At 47.0% G+C, this 20,360-nt stretch carries 12 protein-coding genes and 2 pseudogenes; 10 read left to right on the top strand and 4 right to left on the bottom strand.

Translation table 11 applies throughout. From position 1 onward, the window contains the following. Position 1 precedes the first annotated feature (1 nt). Positions 2–970: a magnesium/cobalt transporter CorA gene (gene corA / locus Q0389_RS10590; protein WP_298694030.1), complete on the top strand. Its 969-nt coding sequence runs from the start codon at positions 2–4 to the stop codon at positions 968–970. Positions 971–974: 4 nt separating this feature from the next. On the opposite strand, the gene Q0389_RS10585 is transcribed toward corA, so the two are convergent. Genes Q0389_RS10585 through Q0389_RS10575 form a run of 3 tightly spaced genes read right to left on the bottom strand, consistent with a single transcriptional unit; the run spans position 975 to position 5,974 of the window. Further along, on the bottom strand, positions 975–2,258 hold the full coding sequence (locus Q0389_RS10585; RefSeq protein ID WP_298694029.1) for a diguanylate cyclase: 1,284 nt from the start codon (positions 2,256–2,258) through the stop codon (positions 975–977). Beyond that, positions 2,255–5,155, bottom strand: coding sequence for an ATP-binding protein (locus tag Q0389_RS10580; protein WP_298694028.1), 2,901 nt, complete (start codon positions 5,153–5,155; stop codon positions 2,255–2,257). Before Q0389_RS10580 ends, Q0389_RS10585 begins: the two co-directional genes overlap by 4 nt. A 3-nt stretch (positions 5,156–5,158) precedes the next feature. Further along, positions 5,159–5,974 (bottom strand): phosphate/phosphite/phosphonate ABC transporter substrate-binding protein, encoded by an 816-nt coding sequence (locus Q0389_RS10575; protein WP_298694026.1) that lies wholly within the window; start codon positions 5,972–5,974, stop codon positions 5,159–5,161. Positions 5,975–6,157: 183 nt separating this feature from the next. On the opposite strand from Q0389_RS10575, the gene Q0389_RS10570 reads away from it, so the two are divergent. From Q0389_RS10570 to Q0389_RS10550, 5 genes and pseudogenes are all read left to right on the top strand, one after another. Then, positions 6,158–6,610, top strand: a complete 453-nt coding sequence (locus Q0389_RS10570) for a response regulator (RefSeq protein WP_298694024.1) — start codon at positions 6,158–6,160, stop codon at positions 6,608–6,610. 40 nt (positions 6,611–6,650) lie between these two features. Next, positions 6,651–8,414, top strand: coding sequence for a response regulator (locus tag Q0389_RS10565; protein ID WP_298694022.1), 1,764 nt, complete (start codon positions 6,651–6,653; stop codon positions 8,412–8,414). Between the two features lie 176 nt (positions 8,415–8,590). Continuing rightward, a complete protein-coding gene (locus tag Q0389_RS10560; RefSeq protein ID WP_298694020.1) occupies positions 8,591–9,721 on the top strand; it encodes an efflux RND transporter periplasmic adaptor subunit in 1,131 nt (376 codons plus the stop codon). A gap of 2 nt (positions 9,722–9,723) precedes the next feature. Next, positions 9,724–12,852: pseudogene (locus tag Q0389_RS10555) on the top strand (multidrug efflux RND transporter permease subunit). Further along, on the top strand, positions 12,842–14,239 hold the full coding sequence (locus Q0389_RS10550) for an efflux transporter outer membrane subunit (RefSeq protein WP_298694018.1): 1,398 nt from the start codon (positions 12,842–12,844) through the stop codon (positions 14,237–14,239). Before Q0389_RS10555 ends, Q0389_RS10550 begins: the two are co-directional and overlap by 11 nt. A 9-nt stretch (positions 14,240–14,248) precedes the next feature. Here Q0389_RS10550 and Q0389_RS10545 read toward each other — a convergent pair whose 3' ends face one another. Beyond that, positions 14,249–14,737 (bottom strand): MarR family transcriptional regulator, encoded by a 489-nt coding sequence (locus Q0389_RS10545; RefSeq protein ID WP_298694016.1) that lies wholly within the window; start codon positions 14,735–14,737, stop codon positions 14,249–14,251. A 174-nt stretch (positions 14,738–14,911) separates the two neighbouring features. Here Q0389_RS10545 and Q0389_RS10540 point away from each other — a divergent pair, with 174 nt between their 5' ends. From Q0389_RS10540 to Q0389_RS10525, 4 genes and pseudogenes are all read left to right on the top strand, one after another. Beyond that, positions 14,912–16,423, top strand: a complete 1,512-nt coding sequence (locus Q0389_RS10540; protein ID WP_298694014.1) for a TolC family outer membrane protein — start codon at positions 14,912–14,914, stop codon at positions 16,421–16,423. Beyond that, positions 16,423–17,484 carry an OmpA family protein gene (locus tag Q0389_RS10535; protein ID WP_298694013.1) on the top strand — a complete coding sequence of 354 codons (1,062 nt, stop codon included), beginning with the start codon at positions 16,423–16,425 and terminating at the stop codon, positions 17,482–17,484. The genes Q0389_RS10540 and Q0389_RS10535 overlap by 1 nt, the downstream gene beginning before the upstream one ends. A 4-nt stretch (positions 17,485–17,488) precedes the next feature. Next, the gene (locus Q0389_RS10530) at positions 17,489–19,630 is read left to right on the top strand and encodes a type I secretion system permease/ATPase (RefSeq protein WP_298694012.1); all 2,142 of its coding nucleotides are present in this window, start codon (positions 17,489–17,491) and stop codon (positions 19,628–19,630) included. Next, positions 19,623–20,360, top strand: a pseudogene (locus tag Q0389_RS10525) (HlyD family type I secretion periplasmic adaptor subunit); the annotation flags it as partial. The gene Q0389_RS10530 and the pseudogene Q0389_RS10525, both read left to right, overlap by 8 nt.

The following is a 20,360-nucleotide window of genomic DNA, read 5'->3' as shown; positions in this document are numbered from 1 at the left end:
AATGGTAACTTTTTATATACGTCATGAACAAAGTTTTATAACCTCTTCATTGGAGGAGATTAATCTGTTAACGCATGCCGAACATATCGCATGGATCGATATGCTGCAGCCCACTGCTGAAGAAATAGAGAGGATAGAGGCTCTTTTCGACATCACCCTTCCGACAAAGCAGGAGCGCGAAGAGATTGAACTTAGCTCGCGCTATTGGGAGGATCAGCGAAGCATCATGATTAATTCCTATTTCTTTGTTTCCTTTTTTTTCGTCGATCAGACCAAAGCCCCTTATAATGAAAGCGTCACATTCGTACTACAGGATAATATGCTCTTTACCGTCCGTGACGCGGAACTCCAGACATTCGATACGATCAGTAAAATTTTGACGACCCACCCCAAAGGGGAGTTGGGCGGATACGATATTTTTATGGAGATTTTCGATCTTCGGATCGATAAAGATGCGGATTTACTCGAATATGCCGCTAAAGAGAGCGACGAAATACGGAAAAAACTGCTACTCGAATCGGATATCAATGCGCCGCAGACACTCCGAAAAATCTCGACGCTTCAGGAATTTACCCGAAAAGTGCGTCAGTCTGTTTTTGATAAGCGGCGCGTATTGACCGCGTTGGCCCGATCGCCCAAGTTTTCGGCCACGCTGAAAGAGGATCTGGCGATTATGACAAAAGACGTCAATTCATTGGTGGAGTTTATCACGATCGATATGAATACTCTCGATAATATTCAAAACCTTTTTTTGGCACAGATCAGTATCGAACAAAACAAGATCATTAAACTCTTCACCGTCGCCAGCGTCGCATTGATGCCGCCGACGCTTGTGGCGAGCATCTATGGGATGAATTTTCACTTTATGCCGGAGCTGTCGTGGCATTTCGGATACCCGTTTTCGCTTATGCTGATGGCTGTTTCAGGGGCAATTCCGGTAGTCTATTTCCGAAAAAAAGGGTGGTTATAGGAAATTATTCTAAACGTTCCACGCGGTTTCTGCCACTGTTTTTGGCACTGTAAAGTGCTTTATCCGCACGCTTGAGCGTTTCTTTGCAATCATCTTCTTCCAAATTGAAAACGGATACGCCGAAACTGCAGGTTTTACGTCCGACCGTATCAAAAGAGTATCCTTCAACCGATTGACGAAGCTTTTCAGCCAGTTTTTCCGCTTCAAAAATATCGGTATGGGGCAGAAGGATCAAGAACTCTTCGCCTCCCCAGCGCCCTAGAATATCGGTTTCACGAATAGTGCTTTGCAGTATTTTTGCCACTGCCGATAAAACAAAATCTCCCGTGTCGTGTCCATAGGTATCGTTTACCTCTTTAAAATGGTCGATATCGATCATAATAACGGCAAAGATAAAGCCGTAGCGTTTCGCCCGCTTGATCTCTCTGACAAAGCTGTTGGTAAGATACAAACGGTTATGTATCTGTGTCAGCTGATCGGTCATCGAGAGCTCTTCGACCCTTTTTTTATCGGTAATATCGTGGCTGATGGCAGTGTAGCCGGTTTTATTCCCGTCCGCATCGTATTTCGGGTAGATCATCGTCTCCAGCCAATAGAAAGTACCGTCTTTCTTACGGTTTTTGATCTCTCCGTGCCAGGTTTCATTACGGGTGATGGTATTCCATAATTTGTCGAAAAAAGAGGCTTTCATATCCGGATGGCGGACGATACGGTGCATTTTTCCGATGAGCTGTTCTTTGCGATATCCCGATATCTTGTAAAACGCATTGGAAACTTCCGTGATTTTTCCGTCGATATCGGTAGAAGAAAAAATGATATTTTTATCGATAAGGGCCATTTGGCTTTCAATGGTTTTAATATATTTTTGACTCTCCGTGAGAGCATTGTTGAGTGCATTTCGAAGATTGAAAATCTGAAGCGTATTTTTGATTCTAAGGAGGAGTTCCTCTTTTTGAAACGGCTTGGAGAGATAATCGACGGCACCGACTTTAAAACCCGTTGCGATACTTTCGTTGTCTTTTTTGGCCGTGAGGAAGATGATGGGGATAGCCGCGGTATCGGGATTGGCTTTTAGTTGTTTCGCTACCTCAAAACCGTCGATATCCGGCATCAAAATATCGAGTAATATGAGATCGGGTCGAAGTCCCTCAGAGAGGATACGGAGCGCTTTTTCACCGTTATTAGCTACGGAAAGGGCATATTTCTGTCCTAGGATTTCGGCAATGGCAGATATATTGATCGGTTCGTCGTCGACGATGAGGATTTTTTGCTGATACAACTCTCTCATGTTAATACTCCTAACTTTCCATCCAATATCTCCAGAGCCTCATCGTATTGATAGGCATTCAGATAAGATGATACGCTTTGTGCGGTTGCGGCATCGTATTTTTCGCTCAGTATGTGTGTTAAAAGGGCAATTCTGTCCGATTCGATAATAGTGGCACGTTTTAAGTCTTGAACGAGCAATGAGAAAAATTCTCTGACTTCCGCATCCGTATAGGTCCTTTGTACTTCAGCGGTAGGAAGATTGTCGTAAAAACGGCGTATAGCTGCGGTGATATTTTCGATCGATTCGATAAATTCGGGAAGCAACGATTCGATTGTCTCGCTATTCTCGGTTTTTTCAATCTCTTGGGCATATTGCTGTATTGTATTCATCGACAACGTTCCACTCGCACCTTTGAGAGAGTGGATCAGTTGTTTTAAAAGTTTCATATCTGAGCGTAAAGGATCGATTTTAGTACGAATCGTTTCGTATTCCTTGCAAAATAGCATCAATAGGCGTTTCATGAGTGCGGGGTCCGTACCGATCCGCTCTTCTAACTCTTTTATATCGATCCCCTCGATCGAAAACGGGGCTTGGAATGATAGTTTTTCGGGTGCCGTATCCAAAGGCTCTACTGCCGCCTCGGTAGGCTGTTTGGGTTTGATCCATCGGAGCAGTGCGTTGCTTAGCGCATCGTAGTCGATCGGTTTGCCCAAATGAGCGTTCATTCCTGCCGCAGCGCTGAGCTCTTTTTCCCTCTCCATAACGGCAGCGCTTAGGGCAATGATCGGGATCTCGCTATAGCCCTCTAACGCTCGGATCGCTTTGGCCGCATGGAAACCGTCCATAATAGGCATTTGAAGATCCATCAGGATCAAATCGTAGCGTTTCGTACGTGCGGCATTGAGCGCTTCTTGACCGTTGATGGCAATATCGACGGTCATTCCCAGCGTTTCGAGCATCTCCTGTGCGACGATTTGATTGATATCGTTGTCCTCGGCGAGGAGGATATGCGATCCTTGGATCGTGTCGAGGGGTTTTTGCAGAGGAGGTGTATTTTCTTCTTTGGATGTGGAAAGGGTATGGTGATCGACAGTAGCGAATTCGGCGGTAAAAATAAAGGTACTTCCCTGGCCGTATTCGCTTTGCACCCATATTTCGCCGTTCATCATCGTCACAAGCCGTTTTGAAATCGCCAGCCCCAGCCCGGTACCGCCGAATTGGCGTGTGATCGAAGTATCCGCTTGGGTAAATTCTTGAAACAATCTTGATTGCGATTGCTGCGTCATTCCGATACCGGTATCTTTGACTTGGAACCGTAAAACGCATTTGGTATCGTTTTCATCGTCAACGGAGATATGAATGGCGATTTCTCCCGATTCGGTAAATTTGATAGCATTGCCGATAAGATTGGTGAGTACCTGTGTCAAACGCAGGGGATCTCCGATCAATTCTTTGGAGTGGACGGAATCGGTAAGGCGTAAAGAGAGCCCTTTTTGAACCGCCTGAAACTCAAACAGGCTCATAATGTTTTGCAATACCGTGGTAAGCTCGAACGGTTTGTTTTCCAAATCGAATTTTCCGGCTTCGATTTTAGAATAATCGAGAATATCGTTAATGACCGAGAGAAGGGCATGCGAAGAGACGTTGGATTTTTCGAGAAAATCCCGCTGTTTCGTGTCAAGATCGGTTTTAAGAACCAGCTCGGTGAGACCGATAATGCCGTTAAGCGGTGTCCGTATTTCATGGCTGACATTTGCCAAAAAGTCGGATTTGGCTTTGGTTGCGGCCTCGGCGGCTTCTTTGGCTTTTTCCAGTTCGATTTGACGGGCTTTTTGCTCCGTAATATCGATCCCGATCGTGATGAGATACTCCATGTTGCCTTCCGCATCGTTTACCAGGGCATTGGACCACTCGAACATCCGCTCGATCCCCTCGGAAGAGATCCAGCCGTTTTGAAAATTTTTGACAATATTCCCTTTTTTGGCATTGGCGATGATATCGAACACTTTGTCGCGGACATGTTCCGGCAAAAATCGGGCCCAGAAAAAAGGTTCGGAAGCGATCATCTCCTGCGAATATCCGGTGAAGTGTTCTCCATAGGGGTTGATTCGGGGCATAACGCCGTTTTTATCGATGACGGCGATGATGGAATTGGCGCTGTCTACAAGCGTCTTATTGAAATTGCGTTCGTAGAGGAGATTTTTCATCAGCTCGTTGACGTTTTTGTTTCGTTCGTTGATCCGTTCTTGCATCAAATGGAGTGAATGGGCGAGTATGCTGATTTCATCCCCTTTTTTCTGGGTATCGGGGATAACGATATGGTCGTCTCTGGCGATTTGTTCGGCGGCGTCGGTGAGAGAATTCAATGTCTTAGTCAGTCTGAACCCTACGATATAGGCAATCAGTGAGCTGATTGTGATCTCGATGAGGATCAAAATATAGGTTAATTGTTTATTATAATGAATTGTCTCAAGGCTTTCGGTGATCTCAAAGAGAATTTTGGCTTTACCGATGGGCTCGTCGTCGATCATGATAGGGAGGGTGAGAAGGCGAAACGTTCTCCCCATCCGTTCGATATCTCCCGTTTTATCATCAAAATAATCCATATTGAGCGTTTTATCGGAGGTGAACGAAGAGATAAGCCTGTTTTGCTTGTCGAATACTTTGACCGCAATAATGTTTTTAAGGCTTGTAAAAATCTCGGACTGATCATCCAGCGTCCCTAAATCATAGACGATAAGAGGCGTTTTGACCATCTCGGTAAAAAGGGTCGTCGCGGTTTGAATTTTTTCGTCGATCAGAGAACGGGAGAGGTGATTCAGGGAGGAAAAATTGAAAAAAACGATCAAAGAGATAAAAAATACCTCGATCGTAATAAAAGAGAGAATGAACTTGTAGCGAAACGACAATCGCATCGATTATTCTTTCCCGGATGCGGTAGATAAAACGGAGACGATATCGCGAACATCGTCGTATTCGGCATCATTGGTCACTATTATCTGCTTCATGTTCAATGAATCGAGCATCTCCTGCGGCAGCGCGAGGAGCACTTTCGTGATTTTTGCCTGCTCTTTGGCCGGCATGGAAGATTTGAAGGCAAACGGATGGCTGGGGTAACTTTGGGTACGGTAAATGATTTTTAATGCACTTTTGGCCTCGGTATCGGAAAAATTGTCGAAAGTACGTTCAATCCCCCCTCCGACATCGCCGATACCGCGTGCTATCCCTTTATAGACCGAATCGTGAGAATTGACATACTGAAATTTTTTTTCCTGTTCGATATTGATGCCGTAACGTTTTAACAATTCGTATTTGGCAAGAAGGGTCGCGGCAAAAGCATCCGGTGCGGGAAAGAGGAATTTTTTCCCTTTGAGCATTGAAACGTCGGTAAATCCGCTGTCGTTTCGGACAATCAGTATGCCCGTCAATTTTTTGCTGTCCCGCACCTTGGCAATATAGCCCTGTTTTTGATGGGCTATGACGTAATGATACGGATTCATATAAGCGATATCATACTTGCCGCCGTAGAGGTTACGCTCAAACTCCGGAATGGAACGTTCGATTTTGAGGATGACTTTCTCACCGGTTTCGTTTTGGATACGATTGATGAGCGGTTGCCAGTCGTTAACGAGTTTTAGAGGGCTTTGCTGCGGAACAACCCCGAAAACGAGAGTTTTGGCAGAGAGAAGAGTGCCCAATAAAGCAAAAATCGATAATAGTTTCAACGACTTCACGGTGTGCTCCAGAATTGGTTTCTTTATTGTAGCAAGAAAATACCCCGAATTTTCCTGTGAAAGAGCGATCGGAGAGATATCGACGGTTACGATTATTTATCGTTTATGAAAGTTTGATGCAAGAAAAGTCGGTGTAGAATAGAGACCGACAATAACCGCAAATACAATAGCAAAGAGGAAATTGTGATACTTAAGGTACTTGTTGTAGACGACTCGCTGATTATGCGCCGTAACATCAGTAAAACTGTAGAAGCATTGGGACATAAAGTGGTTCACGAAGCAAAAGACGGGCTAGAAGCGGTATCTTTGTATGAGCGGCTCCAACCGGATTTGGTGATGATGGATATTACGATGCCGGAGATGGACGGTATCAGTGCGGTTAAAGCGATTATCGGCTTAAACAAAGAGGCGAAAATCGTGATGGTAACTGCGCACGGGCAGGGGGATATGGTCGTTCAGGCGATCCGTTCCGGTGCAAGCGGTTATTTACTGAAACCGCTCAGTATTGTCAAACTGCGCGAATCGATCCGAAAAATATTTCCGCATATTCCGCAGGAATTGGAACAGATTCACGAACAAAGCGAGCTGCCTCGGAATGAAGAGATCGTCTTGTTGGAAGCCGGAAAAGAAGAATAAAAGATACGATTTTTTTCTATGATAGTTTTATGATTTTTTGATGCTATCATCTATAATTCCTGAAGAACGGGATTTTCCCGTAAAACATAGTGAAAAGAATACGATGATGTCTGATGAAATGCATACCCTCTCGCCGAAAGAGCAATTAAAACTGACCCTGAAACATGATGATCCCACATACCGCTACTACAAGTCTATTTTTCATCTAACCGACGGCATGATCGCCGTTATAGACGGTGAACGTATTATTGATGCTAATAAGGCTTTCATCGACTTTTTCGCAACCATTTCTCTGGATGTATTTGACCCGGCATTTCGCTTGGACAACTATTTTCTGCACATTGATAAATACGGCTATGTGTATGAGGGGTATCTTAACCGACGCTGGTATGAAAATGTATTGTCGCACGAAAAAGAGCACTATAAAGTCGGTATCAGCGGTGTAGAGAAAATTTTTACGTTTTCGATTTCGGTCACGCCTCTGGATTCGACGCATCAGGTTTATGTGATTACCCTTTCAGACGTTACCGATATGATGAGTTACAAATGCGTACTGGAAGAGGGGTTGAAAACCAGCAATTACGAAAAAGCCCATACTCAATACGTCCTCGATCAATACAATCAAGCCATCGATATTTCCAATCTTGTCGCCCGATGCGATCTCAACGGCACTATTACCTATGTGAACGATTCATTATGCCGGACATTGCATTACCGAATGGAAGAGCTGGTCGGAGAAAATGTGGCGATACTGTTCGAATCGGATAACGACGCGATGTGTAAGCATATATCGTGGGAGAATCTTAAAAGCGGCGGCGTGTGGAAAGGGGTTTTGAAAAATGTCGGAAAAAAGGGAGAACCGCATTATTTTGCAACGACGATTATTCCGATTAAAAATCAGGAAAACGAGGTAATCGAGATTCTCTCCATCCGGCACGAGATTACCGAAATGGTCAAAGCAAAAGAAGAGGCGTTATTGCTTCTGGAAGCGAAGACGAAATTTTTCGATCAGGTATCGCACGAGCTTCGTACACCGTTGAACGCGATACTCAACTTTACCGATCAGGCACTGGAAAGTTATGACGAAATCTTGGATGATGAACTTACGCGTAAGACGGTTAAACAGTATTTGGAACGTGCTTATAAAAATTTGTCCGTATTGTATGCCGAAGATGACATGACATTGCGTGAGATTACCGAGAAAACGTTGCAGCTTGTCGTCGGAAAAGTATATGCCGTCTCAGACGGTGAAGAGGCATTGAACATCTATAAAACCAATCCTGTCGATATCGTGATCCTCGATATTTATATGGGATCGCTAAACGGGATAGAGGTTGCGAAAAAAATCCGCGAAGTAAACGACAAAGTTCCGATTGTCATCGTTTCGGGTTCGATTGCGACCGAAGATTTGTTGGCGGCGTGCAAACTCAATTTAGTCGACTATATCCGCAAACCCATCGAATTCAACGAACTGATAAAGGTGCTCTATAGTGCCGTCGACAGGTTAAAAACACACGGATTGCTGCTGGCAAAAATCAACGACACCGTTTCGTATGACTATTTTGCGAAATCGTTTATCCGTAAAGACGGGGAAAAGACGGCTCTGACCAAAAATGAGATTCATGCGATTGAGTTGCTTCTTTCCAATCGGGGTCAGATTATCCCTTATGAAACCTTTTCACAGGTTTTGGATGAGGAGATGTCCGACGGAGCTCTCAAAAATCTGATTTTGAGATTACGGAAAAAAATGGGTGATGACACTGCTATCCGAAATCTGGCAAAAATCGGATATACCCTTTTCTAATTCGTCGCATTGCCGTCATGTTGGCGGTTTTTCAAGCTTTTTTTTTCTTTGAATCTTCTCCTTTGAACGCTGCCAAATCATTTATTATCGGATGGCAAGGTAATTCTAAGTCGTAAAAAGATATCTTTCTGGAAAGATTTATTGATATGAGTTGACATAATTCATTAGGAGAAAGAATGAAACGTATAACGAATCCGGTACTATCGGTAAGTGCGGCTATCCTTGTCGGAGTGATACCGTTGTCCTTGCAAGGGGCTCAAAAAGCACCTGCCGCACAAACGCAGCCGGCTCCAAAGGTGGATGTTTACAAAGTCGGTTCGGCTCAGCCGATTCCGGTTACGTTTGCGTATCCGGCACGTTTAAACGCATTGGCAAATGCAACGGTTACCTCGCGAATCACCGGGGTATTGATCCAAAAACTCTATACGGAAGGGAGTCTTGTCAAAAAAGGGGATTTGCTCTATCGGATCGAGCCGGACAGCTATGCGGCTTTAGTCAATGAACGCAGCGCCGATCTGGAAGTTAAAAAAGCGGCTTTTACCAACGCGCAGCGGGATTGGGAACGGGTCGAGAATCTTTTTAAAAACAATGCGATCAGCAAGAAAGAATACGATGCCAGCCTCTCGGCGTACGAAATGGCTAAAGCGGATGTCTCATCTGCCCAAGCACGGCTTCAGTCGGCTAAAATCGATCTGAATTATACGGCGGTTAAAGCACCGATCAGCGGAATCGTCGAAATGAAACAAATTGATGTCGGAAACGTCGTCTCAGCAGGGACACCTCTGGTGAGCATCACGCAGGTCGATCCGATTTATGCGGAGTTTTCGATCCCCGATGTCGATGTCCGCAAAGCGGGCGGTTCGCTTCAAAACCTCGCAAAAGGGGGAAAACTCCAAGTTTCTTTCAATTATAACGGTACGCTCTATTCGGGTATCGTCGATTATGTCGCTCCCCAGATCAATGCCAATACCGGAAGTATCAAAGTACGGGCGCGGCTGAAAAATCCGAATAATGCATTGATCCCCGGAGCATTCGGTCGGATCAATATCGTCGGTGTCCATGCGGAAGCGGCGATCACCGTTCCCCAAAAAGCGGTACTGCAAAACAAAATGGGGACAATCGTCATGGTTGTGGATAAAGGAGTCGTCGGAATACGTCCGATCAAACTCGGCAAAAAGAGCGGCGATAGTTTTATCATCGAGCAGGGGCTGAAAGCGGGGGATACCGTCATCGTCAATAATTTTTTCCGCATTCAGCCGGGTGCGCCCGTTGCGATTGACAAAGTCGTCAATTCCGAAGGGAAATAAGTATGTTTTCCAAATATTTTATCGACCGGCCTATCTTTTCAACGGTATTGTCGGTTATTATCATTTTAGCGGGGTTGATCGGTCTTAATAAACTCCCGATTCAAGAGTATCCTGCCGTCGTTCCTCCGCAAATCATGGTTCAGGCGACGTACCCCGGTGCTGATGCCGAAACGTTGGCAAAAACGGTTGCGGCACCGCTCGAAGATGCGATCAACGGTGCGAAAAACATGATTTACATGAGTTCGACCGCATCACCGAGCGGAACGCTCAGTATCAGCGTGACGTTTGCGACGGGAACCGATCCGGCCGCGGCGAATGTCGATATCAACAACCGTGTGCAGGTGGCATTGACCAAACTGCCCGAAGAGGTAAGACGTCAGGGGATCAGCGTGCGCGAGCGTTCTCCGGATATCTTGCGGGTTGTCGGATTTACCTCAAAAGGGGAAGTGCATGACGCGCTGTGGCTGAACAACTACGCATTGATTAACGTCATGGATGACATCAAACGGATCAAAGGGGTAGGGGATGCCTTTTTATTCGGGAGTAAAGAGTATGCCGTTCGGATTTGACTCCGTCCCGATAAAATGGCCGCATATAACTTAACTCCGAAGGATGTTTTAGGGGTAATCGAAGGGCAAAACGTCCAGATGTCCGCCGGACATATCGGAGAAGAACCGGTTGCCTCCAATCAGGCGTTTGATTATACCGTCACTACAGAGGGGAGACTCAAAACGGCCGAGGAGTTCGGTAACATTCTGGTTCGTTCCAACGAAGACGGATCGTCGCTTCATCTCAAAGACGTTGCCCGTGTCGAACTCGGTGCCGAGCGCTATATGCTTAAAGGGATGTTGAACAAACAGGATATGGCGGTGGCCGGAGTCTTTCTGGCACCGGGGGCAAATGCGCTGGAAGTATCGGCGGAACTGGATAAAGTACTCGCCGAAGCGTCCAAAGAGTTTCCGAAAGATGTGCAATATACCTCTTTGTACGATACGACCAAATTCGTCCAAACGTCGATCAATGAGGTTAAGCACACCCTCTTGGAAGCGTTTATTATGGTCGTTATCATTATTTACCTCTTTTTGGGGAACTGGCGGGCGACGATTATTCCGGTTCTGGCGATTCCCGTATCGATCATCGGGACGTTTGCAGGTTTGTACATGGCGGGATTCTCGATCAATCTTTTGACTCTGTTCGCCCTCATTCTGGCGATCGGGCTGGTCGTCGATGACGCCATTGTCGTTATCGAAAATGTCGAGAGGGTTTTAAGGACGGATGAAAAAATAACGGTCAAAGAAGCGACGGTCGTCGCGATGAAAGAGATCGCCGGACCGGTTATCGCCATCGTATTGGTCCTCTCGGCCGTCTTTATCCCCGCGGGGCTCAGCGGAGGGTTCAGCGGGGTCATGTATCAGCAGTTCGCAATGACGATCGTCATCTCCGTCGCCATTTCGGGCTTGGTGGCATTGACGCTGACTCCGGCGTTGTGCGCCGTCTTTTTGAAAAAGCACGAATCCGAGCCGATTTTCATTATTCGTCTCTTCAACCGATTCTTCGAGCGCTTGACGTTGTGGTTCAGTGCCGGTGTTAAAAAGATGATCCGATATGCGGCGTTGAACGTTCTAATATTCGGGGTAATGATCGCATCGGCGGTTTGGATGACCCAAAAGCTTCCGACAGGGCTTGTCCCGGGAGAAGACAAAGGGGTAGTATTGATCCTTTCGTACCTGATGCCGGGGGCATCGTTGGAACGGACGGTCAATGCTCAAAAAGAGGTGATCGAAGCCGCATCGTCCAATCCGAATATCGATTATGTCGGAGCGATGAGCGGTATCGATTTCGCGACATTCGCGTTTAAATCCGATGCCGGGGTCGCTTTTGCCGGGCTGAAGGACTGGTCGCTGCGAAAATCGCCGGAACAGGAATCGACGGCTCTGGTCGGCTCTTTGATGGGGCAGTTTTCGCAAAATAAAGAAGCGATGGTCATTGCGGTCAATCTTCCCGCCATTATAGGTATGAGTTCGACCGGTGGTTTTGATATGTACGTTCAGGATCGAAAAGGGGGAGATATTCAAGATCTCAGCAACTACGTCGGTCAAATCGTCGCGGAAGCGAACAAACGGCCCGAACTCAGAGCAGTACGTACCACGATGAATACGGAGGTTCCGCAATATCATATCACAATCGATAAAGACAAAGCCAAGGCAATGAACGTCGAAATTTCCGATATTTACGACACATTGGGGACGACGTTCGGTTCGGGATATGCGAATGATTTCAATATGTTCGGACGCGTTTACCACGTCAATCTGCAAGTCGAATCGAATTACCGCGACGATGTAGAGGACTATAGCGACGTATTCGTCCGTTCCGCAAGCGGTGCGCTTATCCCGATCAGCTCCCTGGTGCATGCCGAACGTGTCGTCGGACCGAGTGTAATACAGCGTTTTAATATGTTTACGGCGGGACAGATTTCTGCCGAACCGGCACCGGGATACAGCTCTGGAGAGGCAATGCGTATTATCGAAGAGATTTCGAGCAAAATATTGCCGGAAGGGTACTCCATCGCGTGGACGGGTACGGCGTATCAGGAGAAAAAACTGGCTGCAGAAGGGAACAATACCTTTGTGTACGCGATCGTCTTTATCTTCCTGATCCTCGCGGCATTGTACGAGAGCTGGAGTATTCCGTTTGCCGTTTTGATGACCGTCCCTTTTGCTCTGCTCGGGGCGTCGCTGGGGGTCTATTGGCGGGGCTTGGAAAACGATATCTATTTCCAAGTCGGACTGGTGACACTGGTCGGATTGGCGGCTAAAAACGCTATTTTGATTGTTGAATTCGCACAGCAAAAACTCAAAGAGGGGATGAGCCTGTACGATGCGACGATCGCAGGTGCGACGATCCGGTTCCGTCCGATCGTCATGACCTCGTTGGCATTTATCGGCGGTACCCTCCCTCTCGTGATCAGCACGGGAGCGGGTGCCAATAGCCGCCATATCATCGGTACGACGGTGGTGAGCGGTATGACGCTGTTGACGGTAGTGGCGATCTTTTTTATTCCGCTTTTTTATTATTTGATTATGAAACTGACCAATAAGTTTAAACGCAAAGAGGCTCAACATGAAGCGTAATATATCTTTATTATTGGCACTAGCCTTGAGCATCGGCGGTTGTTCGCTGGCACCGAATCTGCAGATCCAGACGCCGGAACTTCCAGCGGCGAAAGGTGACACCAATACAACCGAACAGATTGTGACGGCCGAGTGGTGGAAACGCTACCAAGACCCCTCTCTCGATGCTCTGATCGACGAAGCGCTCCGTAACAGCGACGATTTGAAGCTCTCCATCAGCAACGTCAATACGGCAAAAGCGCTGTTGGGTCTGAGTGAAGCACAACGCTATCCGACCTTGAATGCTTCCTCGTCGGCCACCCGCCAGAAAACGAGCGAAGAATCGCTCTCTCCTATGGGAGGGATGATCTATAATACCTATGGTCTGTCGGCGACACTGGGATATGAAATCGATTTTTGGGGAAAACTGAAAAATCAGGAAAATGCCGCCTTGTCAGAGTTTACGGCAACACAGGCGGAACGGGATACGGTTCGTATTACGTTGGTAAGCAGTGTCGCAGAAGCTTATTTCAATCTAGTCGCGATCAAGCGCCAAATCGAGATAACCGAACAAAGCGTCGAAGCATTTAAAGAGGGATATGAATATCGCCTGCGTCAACACCGTTTCGGAGAGATCGATCCGATGACGGCGGAACAGGCCCATACCTTATACGCCAATGCCAAGCTCTCGCTGGAAGGGCTCAAAGAGTCAAAATCGTTGAATGAAAACGCATTGGCATTATTGGTCGGGCGGACTCCGAAAGAGATGGGCGAAATGGGATTCACGACGGTTACGGAACTTCCGAAACCTCTCTCGATTCCCGCCGGTATCCCCTCCGATCTTCTGCAAAGACGCCCGGATATCCGCTCGGCAGAAGAGATGCTTCGTGCGGCGAATGCTAATATCGGTGTTGCCAAAGCTGCCTATTTTCCATCGATATCATTGAGCGGGAATATCGGTTTGGAGAGTTCGGAACTAAACCGTCTCATGCAAAATTCTGCGGGAGTATGGGGTATAGGGCCTTCTTTAAATGTCCCCTTACTCGATTTCGGACGGATTAAAAATCAGGTCGAGAGTACCGAATCTAAAAAAGAAACGGCGCAAATCCAATATGCCAAAAGTGTCAAAAATGCTTTCAAAGAGGTGTACGATTCTTTAAAAAAGATCGAATCTTCCAACGCTAAAATCACGGCACAGGAAGAGGGGATAGATGCCTACGTCAAACTGCTAAGCTTGTCTCAAATACGTTATGACGCGGGATATGTCGATTATTTGAATGTTTTAGACGCCAAACGGGGAGAATTGGATGCTCAGGTGAATCTTGTCGGTTTGCAGGTGCAGCAGCTTGCAAATCAAATTACCTTATATAAAGCTCTAGGCGGCGGCTGGCAATCGCAAGCGGAGTAAATACAATCCCTATGCCTCATCCACGAGAAGAGCATAGGCCAATTTCTTGAACGCTTTTTCAATGACCCGTTTTTCCTCTTCGTCGAGGATGCTGAGCAGCTTAGACTGATATTCGGCAATCTCAAAGAGAACATTTCGTATAAGAATTTCACCTTTCTCTTCCAGCTTCACCAAAAGACTTCTGCGATCATCCGTGGAAGGGATACGCGAAATAAGCCCTTTCATTTCCAGCCGTTTGAGTACTTTAGTCATTCCTCCCGACGAAAACAGCATCGCTTCGTATAACTGTGTAGGCGAGAGTAGATTGTTGTTGAAAAAAAGAGAAGCCAAGACGTCACTGTCGGAACGCTGCAATCCCAGTTTGGCAAGTTTTGCGTCAGATGTGTCCAAAACGAATTTATCGACCAGCAACATAGGGAGAATGATTTTCCAAGCACAGCTATGTTCCGAGAAGTGAACGGAGTTGTCGAGTACGTTATCGAGATAAGCCTTATTCATACTTATAGAATATCCAAATTTCTTTTAAAACTTTTAAAGCTTTAAAAACGCGACTAGATCGCGTTTTTAAAAAAGGTGAATACTATTATAAGTTTTTGTTAATACATTTCGCACACATTTGACCTTTATAGTTACATAATTCGTAAAAAAATAACGCTAAAAAGGAGAAAAAAGATGTCGCGTTTATGGCTGATATTACTATTGGGAGGAAGCCTGAGTGCTTTGACACTCGATGAGAGTGTGCAAGAAGCACTTCGATCTCACCCTATCATCAAAGAGCGCCTCAATAACTTCAGAGCAACACAGCAGGATCTGAAAATTGCGACGGCGGAGTATCTTCCTTCGCTCGATTTACGGGCATCCGCAGGATACAACCATGCGGGTGAACTGAACGATCATATCCGAACTCCGGCATTAGAATATACCAATTACGAGAGTTCGTTGATTTTAACCCAAAATCTCTTCAACGGATTCGGTACCCGTCATAAAGTGGATTATCAAGAAGCACGTATCATGGCGGCGGCATACAATTACCTGGAAAAAACGAACGACATCGCGTTTCGTACCGTCGGAGCCTATCTCAATGTCTTGCGTGCGAAAGAGCTTATGGGAACGGCAAAAGAGAACATCGATATTAATACGGATTTGTTCAATAAAGTGCGCGATCTGTATAACGCCGGATTAACGACGAAATCGGAGATGAATAAAATCAACTCTTCACTCTCTTTGGCCAAATCGAATTTTACGGTTCAGGAGAATAATTACCACGATACCCTCGCGACATTTCGCCGCATGGTGGGGCGCGATGTCGATCCGATGACGTTGGAAAAACCGGACTTGAAACTGATGATGCCCGAGTCGTTTGAACGGGCGGCTTCCATTGCGGTAGACAACAACCCCTCAATCCTCGTAGGCCGTTACAACACGAAAGGGGCGCAGTCGCTGATGCGTGAACGGATCAAGGGATATTATCCGAAGATCGATCTGGAAGTGAGCCAGTTTTACAACGACGTCAGCCATACAAACGGTTTCGATCAGGCGGATGACCGTTTCCGTGCCCGTCTTGTCCTCAACTACAATCTGTTCCGCGGCGGTGCTGATAGTGCTGAGGAGCAAAAAGGGATCAGCACGATCAATCAAGAAACGCAAATCATGCTCGAATCCAAGCGTGAAGCGCTTGAGGGAATCGAGTTCTCGTGGAATGCTTATAAATATCTTGAAAAACAGCTCGTCGATTTATACGACTACCAAAAATATTCCGAGACGACGCTGGAACTCTATAAAGACGAGTTCGATATGGGGCGTCGTTCGATGCTCGATCTGCTCTCTGCCCAAAACGATCTGATCGCATCACGCCAAAACATCATCAATGCCCAGTATGACGAACTGTACGCCAGATACCGTATCCTCGATGCGATGGGGTTGATGGTCGTAGCGGTGTTAGGCGATATCAGCGAATATACCTCCAAAGTGAATTTGGATTCGGGAAAAGCACAAATCATCAACGATCTGCTTCCGGTCAAACTCGATCAGGATAACGACGGCATACCGGACAACGTCGATCTATGCGACAACTCCAAACCGGGCGACGTTATCATGCCTTACGGATGCACGAAACAGGCGCAAATCGATTTCAAATCCGAATCGGCAACGGCTAAGAACCAATCAAACGGAGGTAACAAATAATGAAATCAATCGCTTTAAGTCTTGTATTGCTTTCAACCCTCAACGCAGGTGTATACGATTATGGATATAACGGTATCAAAGAAGTGGCCGATGCGGATAAAAACAATACGCTCTATTACGGAGAGTATGAACGCATTATCCGTTATGACGCGATTAATTATACTCCGGGCAATCCGGTAACGATCAACGCCGAAACGTCCGATATGGATAAGATGTACGAATCGATCAACGGTTATGTAGAGGCAAAAGTCCCTTATACGATCAGCGTGATCGGGCATACGCGGCGCGATAAAGAGATCAATCATGAAGTGGCGCAGGAGAGCACTTTTTTCGGCTCTTTGCAAAACACGCTGATGGAATCGGTCTCCGATCCCGAAGAGAACCGTGCGGTGTGTGACCGTGCGATCGCGGAAATCAAAAAACAAATGATCGATCATCATGTTGCCGAGAGCAACATCGTAACCGAATGCCGTGAAGGATCGCAGCCGCTTTATCTCGAAAATGACGAAAATGCGCGGGCATTGAATTATCGTGTCATGGTGACGCTGTATGCGCCTAAAGTCGAAAAACCGGCTCCGAAAGCAGTGCCTAAAACTATTCCCGCTCCGAAACCGAAAGTCGAAACCGACAGCGACGGCGACGGAGTTATCGACGCAAACGACAAGTGTCCCGATACCCCTAAAGGGTACACGGTAGACGAGAACGGCTGCCCGAGGGAGGTAACGCTTCATATCAATTTCCCTACCGCTTCGGCGGTGATTCCGGAAAGTTCGTCGGCGCAAATCGACGAATTGAAGCGTTTTATGCACGATTATCCGATGTATCGCATCGAGATCGTCGGTCATACCGACAATGTCGGAAGCGAAAGCAGCAATCAGTCCCTTTCGCTCAGACGGGCGAAGGCATTGGAGAGTGTGTTGATCGGCGATGCAATCGCACCGGAGCGGATCTCCTCAAGCGGAATGGGAGAAAACGCTCCTGTCGCCTCTAACGATGACGAAGAGGGACGGGCGCAAAACCGGCGTACCGAAGTTAAAATGTACATGAACTCGGGAAAATAAAACGATGTCCGCACACCGCAATGACGCCTTACTCGAAGCGCTGGTTACCTATACCGCGCTCTATCACAAACCTTTCAGCGCCGAAGCACTCAGCGACGGTCTGCCTCTGGATTACAAAGAGGAGGAGTTTCTCTTCTCCCGCAACTCCTCGAAATCCCTTTTTTCACGTGCCGCCGAACGGGCCGGACTGAAAACGACATTGATCGAACGCTCTATCGGAGATATGCTGGCGTTGCAGTTACCTGTTATTTTGGTTATGAGTGGAGAGAACGCACTTATACTCGAAGCAATAGACAAAGAGGGTAAAAAAGCGAAAGTCATCTATCCGGGAGAGGTCGTCTCCGAAGAGTGGATCGAGATGGATACTCTGGAGTCGGAGTATCTGGGATACGCGTATATGCTGAAAAAAGCATATACCTATTCGGAAGAGAACAAGCGCACCCTCCATATTGCCCATAAACATTGGTTTTGGGGGACGCTGCGTCTTTCGAAACAAATATATACCGACGTACTATGGGCGACACTGCTGGTAAATCTGCTCGTACTGGCGACACCGCTGTTTACGATGAACGTGTATGACCGGGTGATCCCGAACAATGCGATCGAAACCCTATGGGTTTTCACGATCGGTGTCGTCATCGTCTATGCGCTGGACACGTTTTTAAAATTTACCCGTACGTACATGATCGAGAATGCGGCTAAAAAAAGCGACATCATCATGTCGTCGATTATTTTCCAAAAAGTGATCGATATGCGTATGGCGGCACACTCCAAATCGGTCGGATCGTTTGCCAACAATATCCGCGATTTCGACTCCATCCGCTCGTTTTTTACCAATGCGACGATTACGGCGGTAGTGGATATTCCGTTTGCGATTATTTTTCTTTTTGTCATCGGCTATTTGGGCGGGATGCTGGTTTTTATCCCAATCGTTACGGTCATGATAATCGTCGGATATGCCCTTTTTATCCGCCGTCCGCTCCAAGCGAGCATCGAGAGTGCCCATGAGGCCAGTGCGAAAAAGAGCGCGATTCTCATCGAGAGTCTGCAAAACATCGAAACGGTCAAGACGATGAGCATGGCGGGAAAAGTACAGTACGACTGGGAAGAGAGCAACGGGGAAATCGCCGAAAAAAATCTCCGCTCCAAACTGATCTCCAGTTCGATACCGACTGTAACGGGATTGTTGATTCAGCTCACTTCGGTATTGGTCGTAGTGTTCGGGGTCTATAAGATCCAGGAAGCGGAATTGACGATGGGGGGACTGATCGCGGTAGTGATTCTGACCTCCCGCGTACTGGCACCTATGGGGCAGGCGGCGGCGCTGATTACGAACTACGAAGATGCCAAAACCTCTTACGACATGCTCAACGAAATCATCTCCCGTCCCGAAGAGCGTCCGCACGGAAAACAATTCGTTCAACGTCCGGCATTTACCGGAAATATCGAATTTAAAGAGGTGAGCTTCACCTATCCCGACGAGGATGTTCCCGCATTGAAAAATGTGTCGTTTGCCATAAAAGCGGGAGAACATGTTGGAATCGTCGGACGGATGGGATCGGGTAAAAGTACGATCGAAAAATTGATTCTGGGATTGTATCAGCCCCAAAGCGGATCGATCTTGATCGACGGGCTGGATATCGCGCAAATCGATCCGGCCGATTTGCGCCGTGCGATCGGATACGTACCGCAAGACGTCCATCTCTTTCGGGGGACGATCAAAGACAATATTTTATGCCGTTCGCGGCGTTACGACGATGATCTGATGTTTCGTGCCGCGGTAATCAGCGGGACCGACGAATTTGTCCGAAACCATCCCCGAGGATATGAGATGGCCGTTGCGGAGAGGGGAATGGGACTATCGGGCGGACAGCGCCAGAGTGTCGGAATCGCCCGGGCATTGGTCGAAGATCCTGAAATTTTACTCTTTGATGAGCCGAGCAATGCGATGGATCAGACAAGCGAACAGAACTTGATGAAAAATCTCCAGCCGATTCTGGAGGGGAAAACGATGCTGATGGTAACGCAGAAACTTTCGATGCTTGCCGTAACTGAACGGTTGATGGTGATGCATGAGGGAGCTTTGATCCATGACGGAGAACGCGATCAGGTCTTGAAACTCTTATCGGGAGGAAACCATGCATAAGCTGCCGAACAAACCTCTGACTCCGAAAGATTACGAGTATATTCATTCGCTCAGTGCTGCCGTATTGACAAGTAATCCGCGCCGTCTGCGTATCGTTTTGTATGCATGGCTGGCAGCCTTTTTCATCTTCATTATTTGGGCGGCTTTTGCAAAAGTAGACGAAATTTCGCGCGGTAACGGAAGCGTCGTCGCCAGTGGACAAAACAAGATCATTCAACATCTCGAGGGGGGAATCATCGAGAAAATCATGATCGAAGAGGGGCAATCAGTCAAAGCCAATCAACCTTTGATCAAAGTCAAAAACGAAAAATCGTTCTCCTCTTTGGAATCGAATCAGCTTAACGTCGACGCCCTCAAAGCCAAAGCGGCCCGTCTGAAAGCCGAAGCGACCGGAGGAGCGTTTAGTGGCGGTGAAAGTGCGTATATGGTGAACGAACAAAACCTTTTTTACACAAACCGTCAAAATCTACAGGCAAAGATTGCCGGTTTACGCGAAAAGTTGACTCAAAACCGCCAGGAACTCTCTGAAGCTAAATCGAGACGCGAACATCTGCGGGATTCGTTGAACATGATCAACGAAGAGGTACGGATGACCGCTCCGATGGTTGAAAAAGGGGTTCGATCAAAGGTTGATTTCCTGAAGCTCAAACGCGATGCCAATGAAGCGGAAGACGCGTACCAATCGACGGTATTGTCGATTCCGAGACTCGAATCGGTGATTGCCGAAACC

The organism is uncultured Sulfuricurvum sp., assembly GCF_937936435.1.
GTDB lineage: Bacteria > Campylobacterota > Campylobacteria > Campylobacterales > Sulfurimonadaceae > Sulfuricurvum.
This window is presented reverse-complemented; position numbering and strand designations above follow the sequence as displayed.